This window comes from Agathobaculum sp. LCP25S3_E8 (genome assembly GCF_052117165.1).
Classification (GTDB): domain Bacteria; phylum Bacillota; class Clostridia; order Oscillospirales; family Butyricicoccaceae; genus Agathobaculum.
The window spans coordinates 1-23,585 of the sequence record NZ_JBQKJR010000051.1; the positions used below are offsets into that span (position 1 = coordinate 1).

General features: G+C 50.2%; 26 protein-coding genes, 1 tRNA gene, 1 other RNA gene and 1 pseudogene. 11 read left to right on the forward strand and 18 right to left on the reverse strand.

Annotated elements, in window-relative coordinates; all coding sequences use genetic code 11:
- The first annotated feature begins 466 nt into the window (after positions 1-466).
- The gene (locus ACTQ34_RS14050; protein ID WP_441364357.1) at positions 467-1,750 is read left to right on the forward strand and encodes a glycosyltransferase family 2 protein; all 1,284 of its coding nucleotides are present in this window, start codon (positions 467-469) and stop codon (positions 1,748-1,750) included.
- 57 nt (positions 1,751-1,807) lie between these two features.
- Here the strand turns inward: ACTQ34_RS14050 and ACTQ34_RS14055 are convergent, their stop codons facing one another.
- From ACTQ34_RS14055 to ACTQ34_RS14070, 4 genes are read right to left on the reverse strand one after another with little or no spacing between them, the layout of a single operon-like run.
- A complete protein-coding gene (locus ACTQ34_RS14055; protein ID WP_441364358.1) occupies positions 1,808-2,245 on the reverse strand; it encodes a HEPN domain-containing protein in 438 nt (145 codons plus the stop codon).
- Positions 2,229-2,540 (reverse strand): hypothetical protein, encoded by a 312-nt coding sequence (locus ACTQ34_RS14060; RefSeq protein WP_441364359.1) that lies wholly within the window; start codon positions 2,538-2,540, stop codon positions 2,229-2,231. The genes ACTQ34_RS14055 and ACTQ34_RS14060 overlap by 17 nt, the downstream gene beginning before the upstream one ends.
- A 4-nt stretch (positions 2,541-2,544) precedes the next feature.
- A complete protein-coding gene (locus ACTQ34_RS14065) occupies positions 2,545-3,276 on the reverse strand; it encodes an acyl-[acyl-carrier-protein] thioesterase (RefSeq protein ID WP_441364360.1) in 732 nt (243 codons plus the stop codon).
- 17 nt (positions 3,277-3,293) lie between these two features.
- Positions 3,294-4,568 (reverse strand): glycoside hydrolase family 10 protein, encoded by a 1,275-nt coding sequence (locus ACTQ34_RS14070; RefSeq protein WP_441364361.1) that lies wholly within the window; start codon positions 4,566-4,568, stop codon positions 3,294-3,296.
- 137 nt (positions 4,569-4,705) lie between these two features.
- Between ACTQ34_RS14070 and ACTQ34_RS14075 the strand changes: the two genes are divergently transcribed.
- Positions 4,706-5,572 carry a pyridoxamine kinase gene (locus ACTQ34_RS14075; protein WP_441364362.1) on the forward strand — a complete coding sequence of 289 codons (867 nt, stop codon included), beginning with the start codon at positions 4,706-4,708 and terminating at the stop codon, positions 5,570-5,572.
- Positions 5,573-5,646: 74 nt separating this feature from the next.
- On the opposite strand, the gene ACTQ34_RS14080 is transcribed toward ACTQ34_RS14075, so the two are convergent.
- From ACTQ34_RS14080 to malQ, 4 genes are all read right to left on the reverse strand, one after another.
- A tRNA-Gly gene (locus ACTQ34_RS14080) sits at positions 5,647-5,722 on the reverse strand.
- Between the two features lie 91 nt (positions 5,723-5,813).
- Positions 5,814-6,455, reverse strand: a complete 642-nt coding sequence (locus ACTQ34_RS14085; RefSeq protein WP_441364363.1) for a helix-turn-helix domain-containing protein — start codon at positions 6,453-6,455, stop codon at positions 5,814-5,816.
- A 160-nt stretch (positions 6,456-6,615) separates the two neighbouring features.
- Positions 6,616-7,854 (reverse strand): HAD-IA family hydrolase, encoded by a 1,239-nt coding sequence (locus tag ACTQ34_RS14090; protein WP_441364364.1) that lies wholly within the window; start codon positions 7,852-7,854, stop codon positions 6,616-6,618.
- 31 nt (positions 7,855-7,885) lie between these two features.
- A complete protein-coding gene (gene malQ, locus ACTQ34_RS14095; RefSeq protein ID WP_441364365.1) occupies positions 7,886-9,379 on the reverse strand; it encodes a 4-alpha-glucanotransferase in 1,494 nt (497 codons plus the stop codon).
- A 136-nt stretch (positions 9,380-9,515) separates the two neighbouring features.
- Here malQ and trmB point away from each other — a divergent pair, with 136 nt between their 5' ends.
- From trmB to ACTQ34_RS14110, 3 genes and pseudogenes are all read left to right on the forward strand, one after another.
- On the forward strand, positions 9,516-10,175 hold the full coding sequence (trmB, locus tag ACTQ34_RS14100) for a tRNA (guanosine(46)-N7)-methyltransferase TrmB (protein ID WP_441364366.1): 660 nt from the start codon (positions 9,516-9,518) through the stop codon (positions 10,173-10,175).
- 115 nt (positions 10,176-10,290) lie between these two features.
- Positions 10,291-10,695: pseudogene (locus ACTQ34_RS14105) on the forward strand (NifB/NifX family molybdenum-iron cluster-binding protein); the annotation flags it as partial.
- A 3-nt stretch (positions 10,696-10,698) separates the two neighbouring features.
- The gene (locus ACTQ34_RS14110) at positions 10,699-11,061 is read left to right on the forward strand and encodes a DUF134 domain-containing protein (RefSeq protein WP_441364367.1); all 363 of its coding nucleotides are present in this window, start codon (positions 10,699-10,701) and stop codon (positions 11,059-11,061) included.
- A gap of 17 nt (positions 11,062-11,078) precedes the next feature.
- Here ACTQ34_RS14110 and ACTQ34_RS14115 read toward each other — a convergent pair whose 3' ends face one another.
- The 4 genes from ACTQ34_RS14115 to infC form a co-directional block, all read right to left on the reverse strand.
- On the reverse strand, positions 11,079-11,717 hold the full coding sequence (locus ACTQ34_RS14115) for an orotate phosphoribosyltransferase (protein WP_441364368.1): 639 nt from the start codon (positions 11,715-11,717) through the stop codon (positions 11,079-11,081).
- A gap of 150 nt (positions 11,718-11,867) precedes the next feature.
- The gene (gene rplT, locus ACTQ34_RS14120) at positions 11,868-12,221 is read right to left on the reverse strand and encodes a 50S ribosomal protein L20 (RefSeq protein WP_373164780.1); all 354 of its coding nucleotides are present in this window, start codon (positions 12,219-12,221) and stop codon (positions 11,868-11,870) included.
- Positions 12,222-12,254: 33 nt separating this feature from the next.
- The gene (gene rpmI / locus ACTQ34_RS14125; protein WP_054327617.1) at positions 12,255-12,458 is read right to left on the reverse strand and encodes a 50S ribosomal protein L35; all 204 of its coding nucleotides are present in this window, start codon (positions 12,456-12,458) and stop codon (positions 12,255-12,257) included.
- 44 nt (positions 12,459-12,502) lie between these two features.
- Positions 12,503-13,012, reverse strand: a complete 510-nt coding sequence (infC, locus tag ACTQ34_RS14130) for a translation initiation factor IF-3 (RefSeq protein ID WP_297284107.1) — start codon at positions 13,010-13,012, stop codon at positions 12,503-12,505.
- Positions 13,013-13,400: 388 nt separating this feature from the next.
- On the opposite strand from infC, the gene ACTQ34_RS14135 reads away from it, so the two are divergent.
- Together ACTQ34_RS14135 and ssrS are read left to right on the forward strand one after the other, a co-directional pair.
- On the forward strand, positions 13,401-13,676 hold the full coding sequence (locus ACTQ34_RS14135; RefSeq protein WP_373164783.1) for a DUF1292 domain-containing protein: 276 nt from the start codon (positions 13,401-13,403) through the stop codon (positions 13,674-13,676).
- Between the two features lie 29 nt (positions 13,677-13,705).
- Positions 13,706-13,900, forward strand: a non-coding RNA gene (gene ssrS, locus ACTQ34_RS14140) — 6S RNA.
- Positions 13,901-14,314: 414 nt separating this feature from the next.
- On the opposite strand, the gene ACTQ34_RS14145 is transcribed toward ssrS, so the two are convergent.
- The 6 genes from ACTQ34_RS14145 to ACTQ34_RS14170 form a co-directional block, all read right to left on the reverse strand.
- A complete protein-coding gene (locus ACTQ34_RS14145; protein WP_441364369.1) occupies positions 14,315-15,238 on the reverse strand; it encodes a hypothetical protein in 924 nt (307 codons plus the stop codon).
- An 85-nt stretch (positions 15,239-15,323) separates the two neighbouring features.
- On the reverse strand, positions 15,324-16,946 hold the full coding sequence (locus tag ACTQ34_RS14150) for a recombinase family protein (RefSeq protein WP_021391045.1): 1,623 nt from the start codon (positions 16,944-16,946) through the stop codon (positions 15,324-15,326).
- A gap of 95 nt (positions 16,947-17,041) precedes the next feature.
- A complete protein-coding gene (locus ACTQ34_RS14155) occupies positions 17,042-17,239 on the reverse strand; it encodes a hypothetical protein (protein ID WP_032548367.1) in 198 nt (65 codons plus the stop codon).
- A 58-nt stretch (positions 17,240-17,297) separates the two neighbouring features.
- Positions 17,298-18,236 (reverse strand): MobV family relaxase, encoded by a 939-nt coding sequence (gene mobV / locus ACTQ34_RS14160; protein WP_032548363.1) that lies wholly within the window; start codon positions 18,234-18,236, stop codon positions 17,298-17,300.
- 182 nt (positions 18,237-18,418) lie between these two features.
- Positions 18,419-18,814, reverse strand: coding sequence for a replication initiator protein A (locus tag ACTQ34_RS14165; protein WP_008666017.1), 396 nt, complete (start codon positions 18,812-18,814; stop codon positions 18,419-18,421).
- A 111-nt stretch (positions 18,815-18,925) separates the two neighbouring features.
- Positions 18,926-19,339, reverse strand: coding sequence for a cysteine-rich VLP domain-containing protein (locus tag ACTQ34_RS14170; RefSeq protein WP_032548360.1), 414 nt, complete (start codon positions 19,337-19,339; stop codon positions 18,926-18,928).
- 380 nt (positions 19,340-19,719) lie between these two features.
- Here ACTQ34_RS14170 and ACTQ34_RS14175 point away from each other — a divergent pair, with 380 nt between their 5' ends.
- From ACTQ34_RS14175 to ACTQ34_RS14190, 4 genes are all read left to right on the forward strand, one after another.
- Entirely contained in the window at positions 19,720-20,265 is a 546-nt protein-coding gene (locus ACTQ34_RS14175) for an AAA family ATPase (RefSeq protein ID WP_021391068.1), read from the forward strand.
- A 37-nt stretch (positions 20,266-20,302) separates the two neighbouring features.
- Entirely contained in the window at positions 20,303-21,103 is an 801-nt protein-coding gene (locus ACTQ34_RS14180; protein ID WP_021391066.1) for a helix-turn-helix domain-containing protein, read from the forward strand.
- Positions 21,104-21,128: 25 nt separating this feature from the next.
- Positions 21,129-21,581, forward strand: coding sequence for a GNAT family N-acetyltransferase (locus ACTQ34_RS14185; protein WP_021391067.1), 453 nt, complete (start codon positions 21,129-21,131; stop codon positions 21,579-21,581).
- Positions 21,582-21,955: 374 nt separating this feature from the next.
- On the forward strand, positions 21,956-23,431 hold the full coding sequence (locus ACTQ34_RS14190) for an Lsa family ABC-F type ribosomal protection protein (RefSeq protein WP_235398761.1): 1,476 nt from the start codon (positions 21,956-21,958) through the stop codon (positions 23,429-23,431).
- Positions 23,432-23,585: the final 154 nt, after the last annotated feature.

The following is a 23,585-nucleotide window of genomic DNA, read 5'->3' on the forward strand; positions in this document are numbered from 1 at the left end:
AGTCCCAGAGACCCTATGCCGCAGCATAACCTCGTTGCTTTCATAGTTCTGCGGAGGCGTCCTAACGGACGTCAGCTTTGCTATACCTTTTTTGATCCGTCTACGTTTTTTTGCCAATCCACATTTTTAGCCTTGACTTTTAATAGTTAGTCTTTCACTACGATAACGATTGAGGGCTGTGTTGTGTGACAAAATAGCAAAATATTTTTCATCTTCATAATTTCTTGCGGAAATGGGTAGAAGTAGTGTGCTATAATGCGATTAGCATAACGACAAAATGTGACAGAAAACAGTGATGAAATTTGCAGAAAAAATCGCTGGATTTTTGTGCGAACAGAGAAAAATGCGGGCAAGCAGGTGAAAAAGCGCAAAAAGCTGTTGCATTAAACGGGAATAGTGCTATGATATTACAAGGAAAAACGGGATGATAATAATCGGACAAAGATGAAGGAGACGAAGGATTTATATGCTTCGGTTTTTAGAGAGTCTGCAATTCGTTTTATTTGTATTTTTTACAGCAGCATATGCCTATCAGATCGTGTATCTGGTGGTTGGCTTGCTTGGCAAAGGCCGTCAGGGCAAGCAGGATGCAAAGCTGCATCGATATGCGGCAATCATTGCAGCGCGTAATGAAGAAGGCGTTATTGGAGATTTGATTCAAACGCTAAAACGACAGGATTATCCAGAGGAATTGTTGGACATCTTTGTCATTGCGGATAACTGCACGGACGGCACGGCGGATGTCTCCCGCAAGGCGGGTGCAATCGTGTATGAGCGGTTTAATAAGGTGCAGGTTGGCAAGGGATATGCGCTGGATTATTTGTTCCATCATATTTTCGAGGATTACGGCGAAAAAACGTATGACGGATTTTTTGTGTTCGATGCCGATAATCTGGTGGACCCGCAATTTGTGCGTGAGATGAATAAGATGTTTGACACTGGCGAGTACACTGCGCTGACCAGCTACCGCAATTCGAAAAACTTTTGCGACAACTGGATTTCCGCAGGCTATGCGCTTTGGTTCCTGCGTGAGGCGCGTTTTCTCAATCGTCCACGCACACAACTTGGTGTCAACTGTGCTGTTTCCGGTACAGGCTTTTTGGTTGCGGCAGATGTCATCCGTGAAGAAGGTGGCTGGCCCTATCATCTGCTGACGGAGGATATTGAGTTCTCCATTGCCTGTGCGGCACGCGGTCGGAAGATTGGCTATTGCGGTACGGCAGTTATCTATGACGAGCAGCCCATTCAGTTCCGTCAGTCTTGGGATCAGCGTCTGCGTTGGAGCAAAGGCTTTTATCAGGTGGATGCGAAGTACACGGCGCCATTGCTCCGCGGTTGTTTGCGTGGCGGCAGAAAGGGTGTATCCTGCTATGATATGCTCATGACGGTAGCACCTTGCAATTTGGTGACAATCGGTGTATTGGGGCTTGCCCTGTTTGCCTGCCTGAGCAGTCTGTCACAGCCGGCGTTTATTACATATCGTGTATTGCGTATGCTGGGACGAATTGTTCTGTCCACAGTCAAGGGAATTTCGTTCAGTTTGTTTATGTTCGGTGCGTTCACGATGGGGACTGAATGGAAGAAAATCAAGGGCAGCGTTTGGAAAAAGATTTTGTATGTATTTACTTTCCCGCTGTTTATGCTGACATATATCCCGATTTCTTTGGTCGCGCTGGTTGGAAAAGTCGAGTGGAAACCCATTCGTCATGGGCTTACTGCAAAAGCGCAGAATGAGAATGAACGCGCTTAACAGGTGAGATGCAAATATAAAGCTGCTGCAACTTCACGTTGCAGCAGCTTTTTTCTGCTATTCGACGCAATGCGGTCGGCCGCTGGCATATAGTTCGCGCCGAATAGCTGCGAACATGCGTTCGGCCATGTCCAAATATCGCCGGATTTCCATTTCATCAATTTCGAATGGCAGGTCGGTCGGATATCGTGTTTCAATATACAGATCATTGAGTGCGGCGCTCTCGTCAAGATATTCCGAGAAAGCATCGGCATCCTGCTGAATGGCCTGACGACACAGATAAGTCAGGTTGTGACCGTCATAATGGCGGCCGGTGCGGAATAATAAATATCCCTTTAACGCTTTTTCAATGGCCTGCTGACAGTGGAAGGCGATGTTGTAGTGGTCACCGCCATATGTCAGCAGCAGGCGTGCACATTGCAGGTCACATAACGCCTTATCCAGCCATTTATAGTAAAAGTGGCTATCGGATGCGCCTCTACGTTTTCTGCTCATAAATCACCTGGCCTTTCCGGGCGATCCATGCGGCATAAGAGGTTTCATCCTCCAGTAGATCGTCCCACTCCTCGGCGGTGTATACACTTAAATTGACTGGAATATCAGCGGAAAGCGCCAGATGCAGCTGAGTGCGCAAATGACGGCAATCCGTGCCGTCCGGTACGATGACACACAGGCTCAGTGCCTTGAGCTTGCCTGTGGCCATGGTTCGCTTTTCTGCAAACAAAATGATTCGGTGCGGTTGGCATACGCGGAGAATATCCTCCGTGGCTTGTTGAATCAGTTCGGTCATGTGGTCATGCCTCCTGCATTTCAAATGGCGATAGGGTTGCAAGCGCCTCAAAATGCGCTTTTCCGTCTGTTTCACCGCGTACATAGCGCGCGCCGTCTGTCGTGCCACAGAGCAGCGCAAGCTGTTCACCAAAAGCGGTTTCAGCGGTATAGTTGACCTGCAAGGAGGAGACAAAGCCCGGCTGGCGCTGTAAGTCGAGCGCGTCCGAAATCAGCTCTACAATGCGCACATTATTGACGTGGTTGTTGACATCCAAATCTGAATACTGAACGGTGTGGATATGATGCGGCCGGACAGTATCACAGGACAGCTTGGGCAGCGGTTCAAACAGTTCTCCGCGCGCAGTGTGCAGATAGCTTTCCGCTGCAGGGAAAGAGCTGGGACGCAGGATACGATGCGATACGGGATCGAGCGTGACCCACATGGATTGTGCGTCTCCAATCTGCTGTTCATCCGCAAAGAATGCAAAACAGCGATACCAGCTTGCTCCACGAATGCCGGGACACCATGTTTCGCAGCGGATGCGCTCATACGGGCGCAGAGGGCGTGTCAGACGCGCTTTCATGCGTGAGAGTACCCACAGGATATTCAGCTCGTCTTGGGCAAGATGCAGCGATTCTGCGTGCACAGTGGCGGCATCCTGCATGACCAGCCAGAGAAAGGATGGTTTTGCAATACCGCGGTTGTCGATGTGACCGTAATTAACCTCATATTCGCGGGAGAGAAGATCTGCCAAAGGAAAACGCCTCCTTGTTATGAATGAAACAGGCTGGCAATAAACCGGGAAACCAGTTCAAGCAGCGAGGACTGCTGCACCGAAGTATCCGGCGTGGCATCCGGTGTTTTTTCATTGGATGCATAGTGCTCGGAAAGCATTGCCGCGCAGCCGTCTACGTTTTGCAGGGAAGAGTAACTGAAAAATACCTCGCCCTGAATATCAATGCTGTTGTCTAGCAGGGTGAGCTGACGCTGTAGTTCATCCGTGCCATACCAGACATCACCCGGCTGGGCTTCGGCCGCACGATAGGCGCCGATGCCGATGTACAGAGCCACATCGCTGGTGGAGACTATCTGCTGCCACCAGTCTACCAATACTTGAAAATCGGCGATTTCATAGCCGATAGACCAGTAAAGCTGCGGACAGATATAGTCGACCGTTCCCTTTCTAATCCATTCGACGGAATCGCAATAGATTTCTCGATAGGAAGAGCGGCCGTTGGTTTCACTGCCTTTGGGATTGTCGGTTTTGTTGTCCCAAATACCGGCAGGGCTGACGCCAAACGATAAGGTCGGATCGATTTCGTGTAGCGTTTTGTCAAGTGTGGCGATCAAGGTGTTAACGTTATCGCGGCGCCAATCACCGATGTCGCTGAAATCCTGTCCATAGCGGGCATAAGTGGAGGAATCATCAAAATCTGTGCCCGGATAGAAATAATCATCCAGATGGATGCCATCTACGTCATAGTTTTTCACGATTTCAGATGCGCCATCCACCACAAGCTGCTGTACGGCAGGCAAACCGGGATTAAAGTAGTAATTGTCCTCGTATTTTACAACCCATTCCGGATGCTGCTTGGCGGGGCTGTTCTCGGGCAAGGACTCCCACTCACTTTCGCCGTCTTTTGTGATGCGATAGGGATTGATCCAAGCGTGCAGCTGTAAGCCGCGGCTATGAGCGCCTTCAATCCAGTAGGCGAGGACATCAAAGTCACCGTCCGGCGCCTGTCCGACAGTACCGCTGACATACCGGCTCCACGGGAAAATCTCCGATGAATAAAGTGCGTCGGCGGAAGGACGAACCTGCAGGAAAACCGTATTCAGTCCCATCGCCGCAATATTATCGAGCATGGTATCGGCCTCACTCTTGAGTTCATCTACCGACAGACCTTGCGCAGAGGGATAATCGATATTGTATATGGTGGATACCCATACGCCGTGCATACCATCTTGCGCTGTCTGGACAGCGCCAGCACTGGAAAAAATCAGAGTAAGTACCAGAATAATAGAAAAAATGCGTTGCTTGAGCATGGAAAGACTCCTTTGACAGTTAACGTAAATAATATAATTATTTTACCATTATGGCCAGGAGAAAGCAAGAATGATTGACAGGGGCACGGATTCATCGTATGATGGAACACGGACAGAAAAAAAGGATGTGAATGGCCATGCAAAAAAAGGTTCTGGCGCTGCATGATTTGTCGGGCTTTGGACGGTCGTCGCTGGTACCAATTATTGCGGTGATTTCTGCGGGAGGGCATCAGTGTGTGCCGCTGCCGACGGCAGTGTTTTCCACGCATACTGCAATTCCCGGTTGGATTACCACAGACCTGACCGATGCAATGCCGGGAACAATCGACCAATATGATGCGCTAGGGCTGCGCTTTGAGGCAATCTATGCAGGCTTTTTGGGTTCGGCAGATCAGATTGACTGTGTCGGGGAGGCAGCCAGACGGCTGAAAAAGGCGGATGGGATGACCTTGATCGATCCGGTCATGGGAGATAATGGGAAAGTGTATGATACCTATACATCAGAAATGTGTACCCGTATGCGTGAGTTGTGTGCGATTGCGGATATCATTACACCCAACACAACCGAGGCGGCGATTTTACTGGACCGTGACCCGAGCAGCAAACCGCGTGATGCAGACGAGGCGTGGGAGTGGCTGCGGGCGCTGCGCACACGCTATGGTGCACAGGTTGTGCTGACCGGGTTGGATTTCGAGAAAGGAAAGGTCGGTTCGGGCTGCCTGTCGGAGAGTGATGGCACGCTCAGCCTGCATCGGCGCATTGACCGATATTATCCCGGTACAGGGGATCTGTTTGCATCGGTCATGTTGTCAGCGCTGCTCAACGGTGAACGGCTGACAGCGGCCTGTGAACAAGCAGGGGAATATGTCAAGGATTGCATCGCGTATACGTTGGAGCAGGAAACCGATCCGATGCATGGGGTACAGTTTGAAAAGCTGCTGCATCGCCTGATAGACGGCTCTTATCAAATTAAGAATATGGAAAACAATAGCCCTGTCGATTGACAGGGCTATTGTTTTCTTGTATAAAATAAGTTTGAATAACAAAAAACACTGCCGATTTGACAGTGTTTTTGTTCTGGAGCGGCTGACGAGGCTCGAACTCGCTACCTCCACCTTGGCAAGGTGGCGCTCTACCAGATGAGCTACAGCCGCATTTTGTATCGCGCCGAACTCATCAGCGCGATATTTATTATAGCAAAGGCATGATGTTCTGTCAAGCAGAAATATGAAAAAAATAAAAAAATTATCGAACCCCACGGGTGACGAAGTGCATCCGCGCGCATACCAGAACATAGACCACTGTTGTCATTGGCAGCAGGAGAAGTGAGGACACAGGAAAACACTGTGCCAGTATGTCGAGCGTGATACTGGCCGCCCAGAAGCTTGGCATGAGTGCAAGCGCATAAATATTGCACCGCCAGTATCTCTGCTGCCACTGCTGTCCGGTACTGTTGTCCTGCGTTTGAATGGAACTACACAGTCCAAGAAAAAGGGTGCACATGCCGACCTGTATGAATAGACCGACAATGGTCGGGATATGATAATACGTTTGTTGCCACAGGTCGTAAATCATCAAGGCAGCGCCAAAGATATTGCCGCCAATGGTCAGGTTCAGCAACATAGGGGCACCACGGAGCATTTCTGCAACGGATGCGATGGAATTGGTTTTGCTTTCCGGGGCAGACAGTTCGATATCCCGCAGCAGCCAGTCGGTCGTCACATCAAAATATTCTGCCAACGCCACGATTTTGTCCGTGTCCGGCGTCGCGTCGCCAAGCTCCCATTTGCTGACTGCCTGCCGGGATACGCCCAATGTGATCGCCAGATCTTCCTGCGACAGACCGTGCTTTTTTCGCAGATCGGTGATTTTCTCTCCCAGTGTCATGTTTGGTTACCTCCTTGGTTAGTGAGGCTATTATATCGAAAAACACGGTTGCACGCCACCGTGTTTGCTTTGAAATCACGCAACTACGAGTTGCATTTGAAAAAATCCGCGTGTTTTTCTTTAAAACACGCGGATTTAGCGTCGGAACGGTAAGAGCAGATCAATAGCCAAGCGGCTGGCCAATCAAAACGATTTCACAGCGTTCCATGCTCTGCGGCGGTCCCATATGAATGGTCATTGCGCGACAGATACGATCGGGACTTTGACAGTCGTGGCATTTGCCGTCCACAGCGCAAGGTGTCTTCTTCCCCAGACGCTGAGCGTTAAGCGGAGCGGCAATGTTTCGTGCTCGGTCGATAGCGCTCTCCAGATCAGGACACAGCTTATTGATACCGCAGACAAAGATGCAGCGTTTTGGACCAAACAGCGTACCGGCGATACGATTGCAAGTGCCGTCGATATTGACGACCTCGCCGTTTTCGCTCAATGCATTAGCCGAACTGAGGTAAATATCCGGCGTTTGGAAAAACTCCCCGGCACGTACCCAATGCCAATGCACTGCGGTGCTGTTGGAGAAGGCATCGGGAAAACCGAGCTCCTTGAGTGTTATGGAGCCGCCGAGCGAAACAGATTTGCCCGAACAAGCGTTGATGAGGTACGGCATGGCGTCTGCTGCGGTCGGAAAATAAGTAAAGCCAAAGCCACGCTTTGTAAATGCCTGACAGATGGCATCCACGGCCAGCAGGCCGCGCTCGAACAATGGGAGCAGATCGGCAGGACTGCTGACAAGAGCGTCCGCACCGGCATCTGTCAATTCCTCGGCCGAGCGAAAGCCCCATGTTACGCCAACAGCCAGCAGACCGGCATTTTTAGCCGTCTGCATATCGGTTGCGCTGTCCCCGATGTAGAGTGTCGTGGCTGCATCACCGCCCAGTTCGCGCAGCAGCTGCAATACGCTGGTGGGATCGGGCTTGCGCGGAATATCCGGCCGTTCGCCGTAGGTGATCTGCACCAAGTCGCCGAAAAAGTGACGAATCAGGCTTTTGGCAGCCAGATCGTACTTGTTAGATAATACGCCGACCGAGACTCCGGCCTTTTTCAGCTGCCGCAGCAGGGGCAGGATGCCGTCATACGGTTGGGTACGGTTCATCATACGCTGGTTGTAAGCCGTGCGAAATTCGTCCAGACAGGTGTCAATCATCGCTTCTGTACGCTTGTTCTCCGGGATGCAGCGTTCAATCAGCTTGCGTACACCATTGCCAACGCGTACACGGGTTTCCTCTTCGGTTACAGCTGCAAAGCCGCGGCGCACAATGGCACAGTTGACACTGTCAGTCAGGTCACCCAGCGTGTTGAGTAGGGTGCCGTCCAAATCAAAAATTGCGGTCGTAATTTTCATGCTATCTTATCCTTTTTGACATTGCGCAGTCTCATCCGCGCATGTAAGTCTGTGTAATTTCGCCAAGCATGGCGGAGACCGTGGGGTTCAATGCCTCTTTACGTACGCGCCAGCGCCAGTTTTTGCCTCCGATAGTGGCGGGGGTGTTCATGCGCGCATCTGCACCCAAAGAAAGCAAATCCTGTAATGTGGTCATGGTGATGTGTGCAGGAGAGGCCCATACGCTCTTGATTGCGCTCCATCCCATGGCTTCGCTGTGCGAGGTGCGCAGATAGCGATAGGCAAATTGTTTTTCCGGTTCGGTGCAGATATCCATAATCTGTTCGCATACGGTTTGCGAGTCATGCGTGGAGGTGTATACAATGCTGTTCGGCACAAAGTTATGCGGCAGATGTTCGTTGTCACAGTCGGGTGTGAAGCCAAAAATCAGCACTTTCATGCCCGGAAAGCCGCTTTCCGCCAGCAGCTCACGTACCTCATCGGTCATTTCGCCCAAATCCTCTGCAATCAGCGGCAGAGAACCGAGCGCCTTTTCCATCGCATGGAACAGCTCCATGCCCGGCCCCTTACGCCAATGTCCTTTAATAGCGGTTTCCTCGGTTGCGCGCACTTCCCAGTAGGCGGCAAAGCCACGGAAGTGGTCGAGCCTTACCACGTCGAACAGCGCCATGTTGCTCTTCATGCGCCAAATCCACCAGGCAAAGTCTTCTGCGCGGTGTGCATCCCAATCGTAGACCGGATTCCCCCACAGCTGGCCGGTGGCTGAATAGTAGTCAGGCGGCACACCTGCGACCAGCTTTGGGCTGAGATCGGTTTTGAGCTTGAATAGCTTGGGATGCGTCCATACGTCCACAGAGTCAGCAGAAACATAAATCGGAATGTCGCCGATGATTTGAATGCCGTGTTCGTTGGCGTATTTGCGCAGTGCTTTCCATTGGGTGAAGAAAATATATTGCAGGAAAATGCGGAAGTCAATTTCGTCCCGCAGCTCTTCGGTTACTTTTTTCAGTGCTTCCGGTTTACGGTCGCGCACCGCTTTTTCCGGCCACATGTAGACCGGCATATGATGGTATTTCTCTTCTTTGAGCGACATGAACAGCGCATAATCCGGCAGCCATTCGGCGTGCTCTTCGGTGAAGGCATCGATTTTCTCGCGCAGCTCGTCATCTACACGCGAATAGGCCTTGCGGAACAGCGGCCAGCGGGTATCAGCCAGCTGTTCAAAATCCGCCGTGTCCGGCGAGGCTTCAAAGTCGGCTGCTTTGACCTCCGCTTCAGTCAGCAATCCATCCTCCACCAGTAAATCCAGGTCAATCAGATACGGGTTGCCCGCCGCGGCGGAAAAACACTGGTAGGGCGAATCACCAAAGCCGGTGTGGCCGAGAGGCAACACCTGCCAGTAAGTCTGATGTGCTGCCGCGAGAAAATCAACAAATTCATAAGCGGTTTTTCCCATGGTGCCAACACCGTGCGGTGAGGGCAGGGAAGTGACGTGCGCAAGCACGCCGCTGGAACGGTGAAACATAAATACATCCCCCAATTGAATATAGTTGTATTATAGCGTGTTTTATGGAAATTTGTCAATTTTACTTGCCAAGTGTGCAGGGGCAGGATATAATGAAAAGGCTGAAAAATATACAGGAAAAAGGGGAATTTGACGCATGAGAATGCGCAAAAAGAAAAATCTTGATATTCGATTTGCCGCCTGCGCGGATGTGATGGCGTTCGAGCCGAAGGAAAAACGCGGCAAATGGCGTGCGCTGTTCGGAAACGACCATCCGCTGCACGTTGAAATCGGCTGCGGAAAGGGACGTTTTGCTATTGGCATGGCGGAGCAGCATCCGGACGTGAATTTTATTGCGGTCGAGCGGGAGGAGGGGGCGCTCATTATGGCGGCTGAACGCTGCCAGCAGCACCCGCTGCCTAACCTGCGCTTTGTATCCTTTGACGCAGCCGAGCTGCGTGAGGTATTTGCACCTGGTGAGGTGGACCGTATTTATCTGAATTTTTCCGACCCGTGGCCGCCCAATCGGCAGCGCAAGCGCCGTCTGACGTGGCGCGCTTATCTTGAGGTGTACGACGAGATTTTAAAGCAGGAGGGCGATATCTGCTTTAAAACCGATAATCAGCGGTTCTTTGAGTGGACGCTGGCGGAGATTTGCCAGTTTGGCTGGCTGCTGCAAAATATTTCGCTCGACTTGCATCACTCGGATTTTGAGGGCAATGTGATGACGGAATATGAGGAAAAATTCTCGTCCGAGGGCGCGCGCATCTATCGGTTGGAGGCACGCCGCCGTCTGCCGGAATTCCTTCGTAAGTGAAGAAAAGGAAAGCAGCCTGTGGGCTGCTTTTTTTATTCTTGACATATGCCGGAAATATAATATAATAGATTTATAACCGGCATATGCCGGAAACAAAATGCGGAGGCGTATTTCCATGAAAATTGCAGTCACTTATGAGGATGGGCAGGTATTCCAGCATTTCGGCCATACCGCTCAGTTCAAAGTATATGAAGCCAAGGATGGAAAAATCCTTTCTTCGCAGGTCGTGGATACAAACGGCAGTGGACACGGTGCGCTGGCAGGCTTCCTTGCAGCGCAGGGCGTGGATACGTTGATTTGCGGCGGTATCGGCGGAGGCGCGCAGGCCGCGCTCGCAGAAGAGAATATCCGTCTGCTCGGCGGTGTACAGGGTAGTGCGGATGCGGCGGTTGAGGCGTTCCTGTCCGGTTCTCTTGTGTATAATCCGGATGTCCAGTGCAGCCACCATGGGCATCATGGGGAAGGGCATGACTGTGCTTCGCACGGTGACCATGCCTGCGGCGGTCACTGCCACGGCTAAGCCATGCCCAGACCGAAAAAATGCCGTCGTGTGTGCGGCTTGCCGCTTTGCCGCGAGTTTGGCCCACGTGGAATTGGCTGTATGGGTGAGCCGATTATGCTGGGACTGGATGAGTATGAGGTCATCCGGTTGATTGATCTGGAGGGGATGCAGCAGGAACAGGCAGCTGCGCAAATGGGCGTGGCGCGCACGACAGTACAATCAATTTACAATGCGGCGCGGTACAAACTGGCAGAGGCGATGGTCAATGGACGTACTTTGCGCATCGAGGGCGGTGACGTTGAAGTGTGCGAAAAACGTGCGCATTGCATGCGTGGTGGTTGCTGCGGACATCACGGCTGCGGAAAACAAAAACCGGAAGGCTGAGCCTTCCGGTTTTTCTGTTATAGTTTGGTGTAGCCGCGCGGGGTGACGATGGCGTCCAACGGTACGCCGGCTGCACAGGCGGGACAGTTTTTACCGCGTACAAAGTTGTGATAATGCGGGAAATCCTCTCCGGAAAACAGGCTGACAACCGGTTTGCCGTCCAGCTCGGAAATGTTTGAGAACAACGCGGAATAACCGGCTACGCGGCCGCCGTAGTATTCAATGCACTCGCGTGTCTGCGAAAGCGTCTGACCGGTGGAAGCGGTGTTGACCAGCACCAGCACATTGCGGTGCTCGATCATGGGACGAAGGTTGTCCGCAAACATAAACTGACCGTTGACATTGCTGTCCGGCTCGACAAGGTAAATGACTTTGTTGCTGTTCAAGCTGCCAATGCCCGAGCTGGCAAGCTCTTTGGCAATATATGCGCCGATGTACTCCGTGCCCTCCAAGCAGAGCAAGGTATCTACGCTGACGGAGGAAAAGTGGAATGCGATACTATGTGCGGCCTCCAGCGCCATGGTCATGTTGTGCTTAATTGCGGACATGTCGATATAGTAGTTGATGTGGGAATGATTGGTTGCAAAATGACCCGGAATCGCATCTGCATACAGACGCTTGTTGGAACGGGAGATAATACGGATCGGCTGCTGCATAAATGACCACCTTTCTTTGTCCGTTAGAAAATCACAAGATTATTATAGCGCAATTTTATCAGCAGAGCAAGAAAAAGCGAAGCGGTGTTTGTGAATTATGCCAATAAAAAAACCCTGCCGCAATGTGCAGCAGGGTAAGCAAACAAAAGATTAAAGTGCAGCCTTAGCCTTCTCAGCAAGTGCTGCGAAAGCAGCCTTGTCGTTGACAGCCAGTTCCGCAAGCATCTTGCGGTTCAGGTCGATACCGGCCTTCTTCAGACCGTTCATGAAGCGGCTGTAGTTCATGTCGCAGGACTTGGCAGCAGCCGAAATACGGGTGATCCACAGACGGCGGAAGTCGCGCTTCTTGTGCTTACGGCCGATATATGCGTACTTCAGGCTCTTCATAACCGCCTGGTTGGCTACACGATAGTGGGTAGACTTGGCACCCCAGTAGCCCTTTGCACGCTTGAGGATCTTCTTTCTTCTTTTGCGCGTCATCATTGCGCCCTTAACTCTTGCCATTGTAATTGCCTCCTATATGAAAGATGTTGTTACTTACTTATACGGCAGCAGACGCTTGAGCTGCGCTACGTTCGTGGAATCCGCGAAGCCTTCCTTGCGGAGGTGGCGCTTCAGCTTGGTCGTCTTACCATGGCCGTTGAGCAGGTGACGCTTGCCAACATGGCCGCGCTTGAACTTGCCGTTCTTGGTAACGGAGAATCTCTTCTTTGCACCGCTGTGCGTTTTGATCTTAGGCATAAGGTTTGCTCCTCTCTGAATTTGCGCGCAAGGCGCGTTTTGGTTTACTTGTCCTTAGCGGGCGCCAGAAACATCAGCATCTGACGTCCTTCGAGCTTGGGCTGCTTTTCTACCGTGCTGCATTCCGAGCACAGTTCCGCGAAGCGATGGAGCAGATCCTGACCGAGCGACGCATGCGTGACCTCGCGGCCGCGGAAACGAACCGAAACCTTGACCTTGTCTCCGTCCTTTAGGAAGCGGCAGGCGTTTTTTACCTTGGTGTTCAGGTCTCCGACGTCGATATTGGGGGTCAGGCGAATCTCTTTGATCTCCACGACGCGCTGGTTCTTGCGCGCTTCTTTTTCACGCTTGGCCTGTTCAAAGCGGAACTTGCCGTAGTCCATGATTTTGCAGACCGGCGGCTTCGCCTGCGGGGCAATTTTCACCAGATCCATACCCTTTTCCACGGCGGCATCCTGTGCCTGTTGGATGGGAACAATGCCGAGCTGCTGGCCGTCATCGCCGATCAGACGGACTTCTTTGTCGCGGATCTCTTCATTGATTTGATGTTCCATGCTGCTGATTGGTAAGCACCTCCAAACGATAAATGGGTTAAGACAAAAAGAAAAAGGACCGATCGAAAGCGACCGTCCTCCATGCATAAAACGCAAACCCGTACCAATACGGATTTTGGCTTTATTGACCCGTTTGCTCAAGCGCTGCGGGTGAGGACATTGCCTTCTTCCTTGTTACCTGAAATACTATATCAGAAATGAAAAAGAAAGTCAAGGCTTTATTTCGGCTATTTTAACTGGTATGATATTTCGCACAGGCAGCATACTATGACAGTACGGCGCTCGATAATAGGGCTTTACAAAAGCGACTCGATTTGTTATGCTAAAGGCAGAGGGAGCAATTCTCTCTGCATATACCGAATTTGAATCGTTAAGGAGGTGCCGGATCGTGAGCGAGGAATACGGCAACGATTTTGTCACGTTGATTGATGAGGACGGCAACGAAGTTGAGTTTGAGCACATCGACACCGTGGAATATCAGGGAACAACCTATCTGGCGTTTATCCCGGCGGAGCTTTCCGTTGAGGAGGATGCAGAAGTTGTTATCATGCAAATCGTAGAGGAAGACGGCGAGGAAATGCTCGAAGCGGTCGAGGACGACGAAATCGCAGATGCGGTGTTTGACATCGTAATGGAACGCGCCGAGGCGGAAGAGGAAGAATAATTCGTATTCGCACGCGGCATGGATAAGTCAAATCCCTGCCCTGTACGACAGCAGCCCTTTTTTAACCCACATTTTTAGTACGGGATTTCGGAAAGTTTTGGCATTGAGCAGCAGGCCTCCCGGGTATACACGGACGTTGGAAGCGCAGACATGCCAAACAGAAAACCCACCTGCATGAGTCGTGCAGGTTACTAATTGGGCTGCATCGGCAGGGCGGGGTATTTTTATGCCCGACGGTCCGATGTTGATGATGGGTCAGCGCTCAGCTGGTCAAAAATTTGTTACATTTGTGTAACTTTACAGGAATTTTATTTGCTTTTTTTGCATAAGATGATATAATGAATAAAAAAGTATGAAAAGGAGGTGCACAGAGATATGAGAAATCTGAAGATTCCCCAGCAGCCCGACCGTCCGGATATCGATGATTTGATTTTCGGTGAGGAACATGAGACGCATAGCGATAAGTAAAACGCTTACGGATATGTCCACGCAGGGAGCGCATGCTGGAAAAGGATGCGGCGGCGTGGTTTTTTTATATTTATTTCCCGGAGAATAAAAAAGGGAGTTCCATTCTGAATATGAAAAAATGTCTCAATAAAGGGTGATGCCCGAAACGGAAAACCGTTTCGGGCGTTTTTTTATGTTTCCGAAGAAATGATGGAACGAAGCCGGTCAAGCGCGGCTTGAAAGCGGGGGTCCCCTCGCATCTGTTCGTACTGTGGATCCTCTTCCAGAGAGCGCAATGTCAGGCGGTGGCTCTCGATGATTTCATTTTTGGTTGGCACGCGGGTCTGTACACCTGCAAAAAACGGATTTCCCCGATAATCCAGTGTGTAGGACAGTCGTGCGTCGATATACGCATCAAGCAGAGCAAATGTACGAGCAGTGTCGCCTTCATCCTGTGCCAGCATGAGTTCGAGCAGCAGGCCGTTGGAACGGTCCAGTTCGAACAGTTCATCTAGCGCGCGGTAGGCGTTCAGATAACGGTGTGCAGCGGGAAACTCCTTTTTCCGACGCGCAACCGTGGTCAGGTTCATCAGTGCACCCAGTGTTTCGTGGACATGGGTGAACAGTCGCTTTCGGGCAAGTTGATCGGCTTCACCCAATCGATTTTGTGCCAGCCGTAGGTTGAGACGCAGCACGTCCGCATCTGCCAGCGGCCGCGTGGGCAGGCTGTCAATCAGCGTCTCCGCTTCGTCGTAGCGCCCGAGCATGGTCAGTGCGTTGATGCGCAGCAGTTTGGCGCCCAGCCTCTCGCCCGGCTCCTCGCTTTGCTGCTCGCCCTGCTCGAACAGCGCAAGGCAGCGGGCGATGAGCGCCTCACCTCTTTGTTCAGGATCATCTGCATGAGCAAGGGCAGAGGCGAGATAATGGAAATACAGCCCGCCCGCTGAGATTTTGAGCGTACCGCAGGACGGATATTCATGCAGTGCTTCTTCCGTTGCCTGCTGTCCGGCATCAAAGCCCTGCTCATCAAATACGGCACGCAGACGTTGCGTGATAGCAAGCAGCTCTTCGGGAGAGGGGGCCTGGTGAAAGTCGAGCAGCGCATCGACAGTCATGCCAAGTGCACGGGCTAGAGGCGGCAGAAGGGTAATGTCAGGATAGCTTGCGCCGGTATCACATACTTAAAGATATTGGTGTCATTCAATCAATTTTGCCGATGAAGCGGTAGAAGATTTCTACCTCCTGTTCCCGGCTTCCGTCCTCGTTCTTGACCGCCTCATGGACAAGGATTTTTTCAATCAGCGTGTTCAAGAGTTCAGCGGTGAGTTCCGTGGGATTGACGCACTCTTTCATCAAGGCAATCCATTTTTCTGCGTCTGCGGCACTCTGGCTTTCAGCGGCAATAGCAGATTGAAGCTGTTCAATCTTTTCTTCCAGTTCCGCCTGTTCGCTTTGGTACTTCCCGGACAGCATATTGAAGTTGTATTCTGTGATACGCCCCGCCGCCCAGTCCTCATACATCCGGGCAAACAGGGTATCGACCTCGGCTTTCCGCTTCTCCGCTTTTTTCAGTTCAGCAGCCTGTTTTTTTCTTGCGGCGGCCTGTCCTTTGTCATTGGCGTTCAGCAGCCGTTTCAAAAGCTGTTCTTCATCGTGCTGTACCAGCGCCGACCAGTATTGCAGACGGGAGAGGACATAGGCGTAAAGCACATCATAGCGGATGTAGTGCATGGAGCATTGGCGTGTGCCTTGCCCGTTCTTGCTACAATGGTAGTAGCCATAGGGCTTGCTGTTCTGTCTGTTCTCCCCGTAGGCCAGCGACCAGCCGCAGTCCGCACACTTTATCAGCCCCGCAAAAATCTGTGTCGTGCCATTCTTGCGCTCCCTCCGGCGGCTTGCGATCTGCTCCTGTACCTGCCGGAAAACCTGTTCGCTGATAATCGGCTCCTGCGTGTTCTCCACCCGCACCCATTCGCTTTGGGGCTTGCGTATCCTCCGCTTGTTCTTAAAGGAAATATTGGTCTCCCGGTAGTGGATGGTATGGCCGATGTAGGTTTCATCTTTCATAATGCTTTTGACCTGCGCTATCGTCCATGCGTAGCCTTTTTCCTCTGGTGCGCCAGCATAGATATTGGCGAAAGTCCCGTCACGCTGGAAGTTGATAAATCCCGGCGTCGGTACTTTTTCCGCAATCAATATCCTTGTAATGCTGGCCGCCCCTTTGCCGTGAATAGCAAGGTCAAAAATCTTCTCCACGATCCAGCGGGTTTCCTCGTCGATTATCAGCTTGTTCTTGATTTCCGGGTGCTTCTTGTACCCGAGGGGAGCATAGGCGCTGATACGCTGTCCGGCGGCAAACTTTGCCTTGAAAGCAGTTTTTACCTTGCGGCTGGTGTCCTTTGCGAACCATTCGTTGAACAGGTTTTTGAATGGCACAAAATCGGACAGTCCCTTTTCTGTGTCCTCATTCTCCGCAACGGCGATGTACCGCACCCGTTTTTCCGGGAACAGAAATTCCAGATAGTAGTCCATCATCACATGCTCCCGCCCGAAACGGGACAGGTCTTTGGTGACAATGCAGTTTACTTTTCCGGCTTCCACATCGTCCATCATGCGCTGGAAACTCGGACGCTCGAAGTTTGTCCCACTCCACCCATCGTCCACATATTCCCCGACCACATGAAGCCCCTGCTCCCTTGCGTACTGTTGCAGGATTGTCCGCTGCGTTTCAATGCTTACGCTGTCACCATAGCTTTCATCGTCACGGCTTAACCGCATATAAAGAGCCGTGTTGTAAATGGTAGTATTGTAAGGTTGTTTCACCGTAAAAATCCTCCTTCTAAAGAAACAACCCACGCTTACAATACTTTTGCTCTATGGCAATTATATCATAAGCGTGGGCGTGTATCAACGATGGGTCACGAAGAAGCTGCCCTTGCCGCCGTGTGCCGGACGACATCCACAATCAGATCGCCAATCGGACGACCGCCAGCGGCAAAATGTTCGGAGATTTTGATACGGTTTTTCCCACATACAAAATACTGTGTGCCGTTCTCGTCAGTAATGACCTGCCCGGTGTGTATTGTATCAATAATGTCGCTTTCGCTTTTTACCATCCAGTGTCCTCCGTATGATTATTTTTCATCATGCAGCTTGAATTTCTGTTCATAGCGTTTACCTCCCTCTTGTTCGCTGCTGCCGTTTCAGCTCCGCCAGCACTTCCGGCGGGATACGGTCAACCAGCCGCTGTAAATTGTCCAGTTCGCTTTTCAGCTTTGCCCGTTCCATCGTATCTTTCATCTTTCCTTTTTCGCTGGCCTTTGCCCTTGCTTCCAACTTCTCATTCTCCGCCAGCAGGTCATTGATTGTGACCTTGTACTTTTTCAACTGCCCGGAGAAATTCTCCATCTGCGGGAACCACTTTTTCAGCATGGAGAGGGCTTCCTCTTTTTTCTTTCCGGCGTTCAGCGGGTTAATGCCGTCCAGTGTGGCTTCAATGGCTCTTGCCTGCCGGGAGAGGGAAACCGCCTGTTTGAAAAGCCGGGTGGGGATATGCTTCCGGCCTGTCCTGCTGGCGCTCTCCCCACGCTCCAAGTCAGGATATTTCTCCACCATATAGGCGTGAAAATCGTCCTGCCACTTCGTCAGGTTTGCCCGGTTGCCGATAATCTCCTTTGCACACAGGCGGTTGTCCTTTGTCAGCGGAACAAAGGTCAAATGCAGGTGGGGCGTTTTCTCGTCCATGTGTACCACCGCCGACACGATATTTTCCCGTCCTACCCGGCCAATGAGGAAGTCCGCCGCCCTCTGGAAAAACGCCTGTATCTCCTTTGGGGATTTCCCCTTGAAAAACTCCGGGCTGGCAGTTACCAGCGTATCGACAAACCGTGTGCTGTCCTTGCGGGTTCGGCACCCGGCCTGCTCAATCCGGCTCTGAATGAAGTGGTAATAGCGTCCCTCCGGCTTGACGATATGGAAGTTGTATTTGCTCCGGCTTGTGTCAATGTCGGGATTGCTGGCATACTGTTCTTTCTGTCTTTCGTGATGGGCTTCCAGCGGCCTTGCCGGGTTGCCCTTGTGCTTCTCAAACCGTAAAATTGCGTGTTGTGCCATTCTGCTCCTTTCCCCATTCCTTTCCTATCCGGGGTTTTCCACAGGGAAAATCCCGCAGAAAATAGCTCGGATAGGATTGGAATGGATAGAATATAAATCAGTCTTTTTATCTTTGTATTTCTATATACCGTCCGGTTTTCGTACGTCTCAGGAGTGATTTCCGTACTTCATGGGTACGGTTTTCAGTCCTCCGGTGTACCAGAACGGGATTTCTTAAAGTCGGTGTTTGGAACCGCTTCATAGGATTTTGGGAAAATGCGGTTGGGTTTTCCACAGCCCTGCTTCTGGATCTCCACCAGTCCGGCGTATTGCAGTTCCCGCAGGGTATTCACCGCTTTCTGCCGCCCACAATGGAGCAGTGTGACCACTTCACAGATAGGGTAATACAGGAAAATCCGTCCGCAGTCATCCGCCCACCCATTCTTGCGGGATAACTCTGTCCGGCGCAGGATAAAGGCGTACAGAACCTTTGCCTCGTTGGACAGGGGCTTGAATGTGGGGGCTTCAAAGAGAAAATTCGGGAGCCGGGTGAAGCTGAACGCCTTTTCCGGCTGGTGGATATAGATGGTATTTGTCATAGTTCGTTTTGTGGACGGTTAGAAGCCCGTTTTCCGGGGCGGGCGATACTTTATACCACCTGCCCCGGTTTGGGGCTTGCAAAGCCTGATAAATCAAGGCTTTTTTCGCTCCTAACTGTCCACAGCAGACCTCCTTTTCCGTTCACTTTCTGTTTTCTGCCGCCTGTGAACTCTGGCGGCACAGCCGGGGCAGTATTTTGCCCGGTTGGATTTGGGGACGAACACACCGCCGCAGACCGCACAGCGTTTCAAGTCCTTATCCCGGAAAATTTCCGCTTCCAGCGTCCCGTCCAGCGGCAAGACCGCCCAGCGGAACCACTTACAGCAGACCGAGAAAGAAATCGTCTGCGGGCAGGTGCAGGTGTCCCCATCGTCAAGGGCAATGCAGTTGCCGTCCTCACAGCAACAGCACTCCCGGCGTATCAGGGCGCTTGCCCGTTTCCGCTGCGCCGGGGTCATGCGGTAAAGGGAACCGTCCGGCCTGCATTCCAGCGGCGGCAAGTCTTTGTAGGGATTATTTTTCATGCGTTCCCTCCGTTTTGCTTTCCGCTGCCGTTCTCCCCGAAAAGGCTTCCTGCCCCATTCCTGCGGCGTGTTCCGGCGTTGGCACGCTCACCATAACTTCGGGACAACTTGTCCCAAAGTGACCTCTGGACAAAGTGTCCAGAAGTCGGCTCCTTGCGGTGCTTCCCCAGCCGGGGGTATTCCTTTTCGGACGGTCATTCGGTTTTCAAGGTGCTGTCCATCGATGAACTAACCTAAGTCTACACCGAAATGACCGCCCGTCCCGTATATCCGAAAGGTGGGAAATCTGCCTGAAAATCCCCCCATTTCCACGCTCTCGGAATTGTGGTAGAATGGAAGAAACTGAACAGTAAATTTGAAGTTGTGGAGGTAACACATAGATGGATCAAGGTAGAATTATTGTAATCACAGGTTCGCCGGGGACGGGGAAAACTACAACGGCATCTACTGTTGCAAAAGAATCGGATTTGGAAAAATCTGTGCATATGCACACAGATGACTTTTATCATTATTTGAGTAAAGGGGCAATACCACCATATTTGCCAGAATCAAATGAGCAAAATTTGATTGTCATTGAAGCATTTTTAGAAGCCGCGAAGCGATATGCTCGTGGTGGATATGATGTAATTGTAGATGGTATTGTAGGACCGTGGTTTTTAGAGCCGTGGCTCAACATTGTTCAAGAGCATTATGAAGTACACTATATCGTTTTAAGAGCAAGTAAAGAAGAAACTATGAAGAGAGCTATCAAACGCTCAAAGTTAGACAGAGAAACAAATATTGAATTAGTTGAAACGATGTGGGAACAATTTTCCAATTTAGGAATCTATGAATCAAATGTTATTGATACAACTACGCACTCAGTCAAAGATACTGTATCAGCAGTAAAAGAAAAAATTGTAAGGGGTACTGCTTTACTGCTTTAGGCAATTCCAGTTTGTCGAGCAGACAAGGAGGGAGAACATGGAACTATCCATACAAGAACGCCTGAAAGACCTGCGTGTGGAGCGTGGCCTGACGCTGGAGCAGCTTGCGGAAGAAACCCATCTCTCCAAGTCTGCGTTAGGCAGCTATGAGGGGGACAAGTTCAAGGACATCAGCCACTATGCCCTTATCCAGCTGGCAAAGTTTTACGAAGTGTCCGTTGATTATCTGCTGTGCCGTTCTGAAACAAAAAATCACCCAAACGCCGATCTTGCAGACCTGCGTTTGAGTGATGATATGATTGAATTTTTGAAAAGCAGGCTGGTGGATAATGCCCTCCTGTGTGAACTGGCGACGCACCCGGATTTTCCCCGGCTCATGGCTGACCTTGAAATCTATGTAAACGGCATAGCGGCAAAGCAGGTACAGGGGGCAAACGCCATTGTGGACGCTGTGAGCGCAACTATTATGAAGCAGCACAATCCCGGTCTGACCGACCCGCAGTTAAGGCAGCTGATCGCCGCCCACATTGACGATGACAGCTTTTGCCGCCATGTGATACAGCAGGATATAAACAAGATAGCCCTTGACCTGCGGAAAGCCCACAAGGACGATTTTTTCAGTGTCCCGGAGGACAATCCTCTGGAAGATTTCTTGCAGACCGCCGAAGAAGCCGCCAGCCCAAACAGCGACCCGGAACAGGCTGCGATGGCCTTTATCTGCAAGCGGCTCAAACTGAACTATGGGAAGCTGTCGGAGGAGGAAAAGAAATGGCTGAAAAGGATTGCACAGAAGTCGGACTTGCTGAAAAATCCAAACCCGCAGCGGGGAAGAAAATGAGAAATTAGATATGCAAAAAGGAAAAATGAGATTCATTGAAGTAGAAACCAAAAACAGGACGGCGGATTTCATAAATCGGCTGCTGACGGTATGGGAAAGTTCTGTAAGAGCAACACACCTGTTTCTGTCGGACAGTGAAATCAAAAAGATAAAAGAATATGTACCGCAGGCGCTCGCTGGAATTGCGCATTTGATGATCGCAGAAGATGATAGGGGCTGCCCCGGGGCTTTTATGGGGATCAAGGACGGCACCTTGGAAATGCTGTTCATTTCCCCGGAAGAAAGAGGAAAGGGGCTCGGAAAGCGCCTGCTCCAATATGGGATTAAAACCTATGCCGTAGAGCGGGTGGCTGTGAATGAGCAAAACCCACAGGCCAAGGGCTTTTATGAACACATGGGCTTTCAGGTTTATAAAAGGACAGACCTTGACGAACAGGGCAATCCTTATCCGCTTTTATACATGAGCCTTAACATCTAAATCGGATTTTACGAAATCTCATATCCCGCAGAGAAGCAAAAACAGAAAGTACCCTGCCTTATACTCATTATCATCATTGCCCTTTTCCTTGACTTGCTTGTGTCTTTGTGATACACTAACATACATAAAATTAGAGGTGAGGTGGAAAGATGATTAACTTTTCTTGCAAATAAATTGGAATATACAGTGATACTGTGTTTTACAGTACCATTGTACCCATTGCAAGAAAGTTAAAAGTCTATTCACTCGATATATCGTAGGCGTATCACTCTTGATAGGGGTGGTACTATTATGCTGTGACGAGCTGCAAGAATTGACTTTCTTGCAGCTCTTATTTTATGTTCTTTATCCCCGGAATAAAGGAGGAATGCGATATGTCGATGATCCGAGTCGAGAACCTTACCTTTGCCTATCCATCCAGCTATGATAACATTTTTGAAAATGTCAATTTTCAAATTGATACAGATTGGAAACTTGGGTTCATTGGTAGAAATGGCAGAGGTAAAACAACTTTTCTAAATCTTCTGCTTGGAAAGTACGAATACCATGGGAAAATACAAGCCTCTGTGCAATTTGATTACTTTCCATACCCTGTTAGCAATAAAAACAGATTAACTGCGGACATTCTCTCGGAAGTCTGCCCGCTGGCGGAAGAATGGGAGCTGTTGAGAGAACTATCCTATCTGGAAGTCCGTGATGATGTGCTTTGGAGACCATTTTTTACGCTTTCCAATGGGGAGCAGACCAAGGTGCTGCTTGCCACCCTCTTTCTGAATGATGGACACTTTTTACTGATTGATGAACCGACAAACCATTTGGATATGGAAGCCAGAGAAACCGTTTCAGCATACCTGAAACGGAAAAAGGGATTCATTTTAGTCTCTCATGATCGCTGTTTTTTAGATGGCTGTGTTGACCATATCCTGTCGATCAATCGGTCAAACATCGAAGTGCAAAGCGGAAATTTTTCTACTTGGTTTACCAACTTCCAGCGTCAACAAGAATTTGAACTCGCTCAAAATGTGAAGCTGAAAAAAAGCATTGATAATATGCAAAAGGCAGCTAAAAGAACTTCTGTCTGGTCAGACCGAATTGAAGCGTCAAAATATGGGAACGGCCCGGTTGATCGAGGGTATATTGGTCACAAATCTGCCAAAATGATGAAACGCTCAAAGGCTATCGAAGTGCGGCAGCAACGTGCAATCGAGGAAAAGTCCGGCCTTCTCAAAAATTTGGAAACCGTAGAAGATTTGAAAATCGCTCCGCTTCTCTATTTTTCAGATACCTTAGTGACTTTCTCTGATGTTGTACCGATTTTTGACGGCAAAAATGTCTGCCAGCCAATCTCGTTTACAGTAAAACAGGGAGAACGCATTGCCCTTTATGGAAAAAATGGTTCTGGGAAAACGAGCCTTCTAAAGCTACTGGTTGGGCAACAAATAGAACATCGTGGGACAGTTGCAATAGGTTCTGGCATGATATTGTCCTATGTACCTCAAGATACTTCTATGCTGAACGGTTCGTTATCAGAGTTTGCGGAAGCCAATCGTGTTGATGAAAGTTTGTTTAAGGCAATCTTACGGAAAATGGATTTTTCACGAATACAGTTTGAAAAGAAAATGGAAGATTTTTCGGCGGGACAAAAGAAAAAAGTGTTGATAGCAAAAAGCCTTTGTGAACAAGCGCATCTGTATGTGTGGGATGAACCTCTTAACTATATTGACATCTATTCTCGAATGCAAATTGAAAATCTGATTAGAGAATTTTCTCCTACCATGATCTTCGTAGAACATGATCTTGCTTTTAGAAATAACATGGCGACCAAAAGCATTCGTCTGGCTACCGAATAGCAAAGCCAGCCGAGCCAGTCAACGGTCAAGATGAACGGCGCATTGAACTGCACCCCAAAAGTTGGACAAGAAAGTCAACGAAAGGGGTGCAGAAATCTATGGGAAAAGAATTGTTCAGTGAGGAATTAAAATTAGCAGTTGTTCAGTATGTACT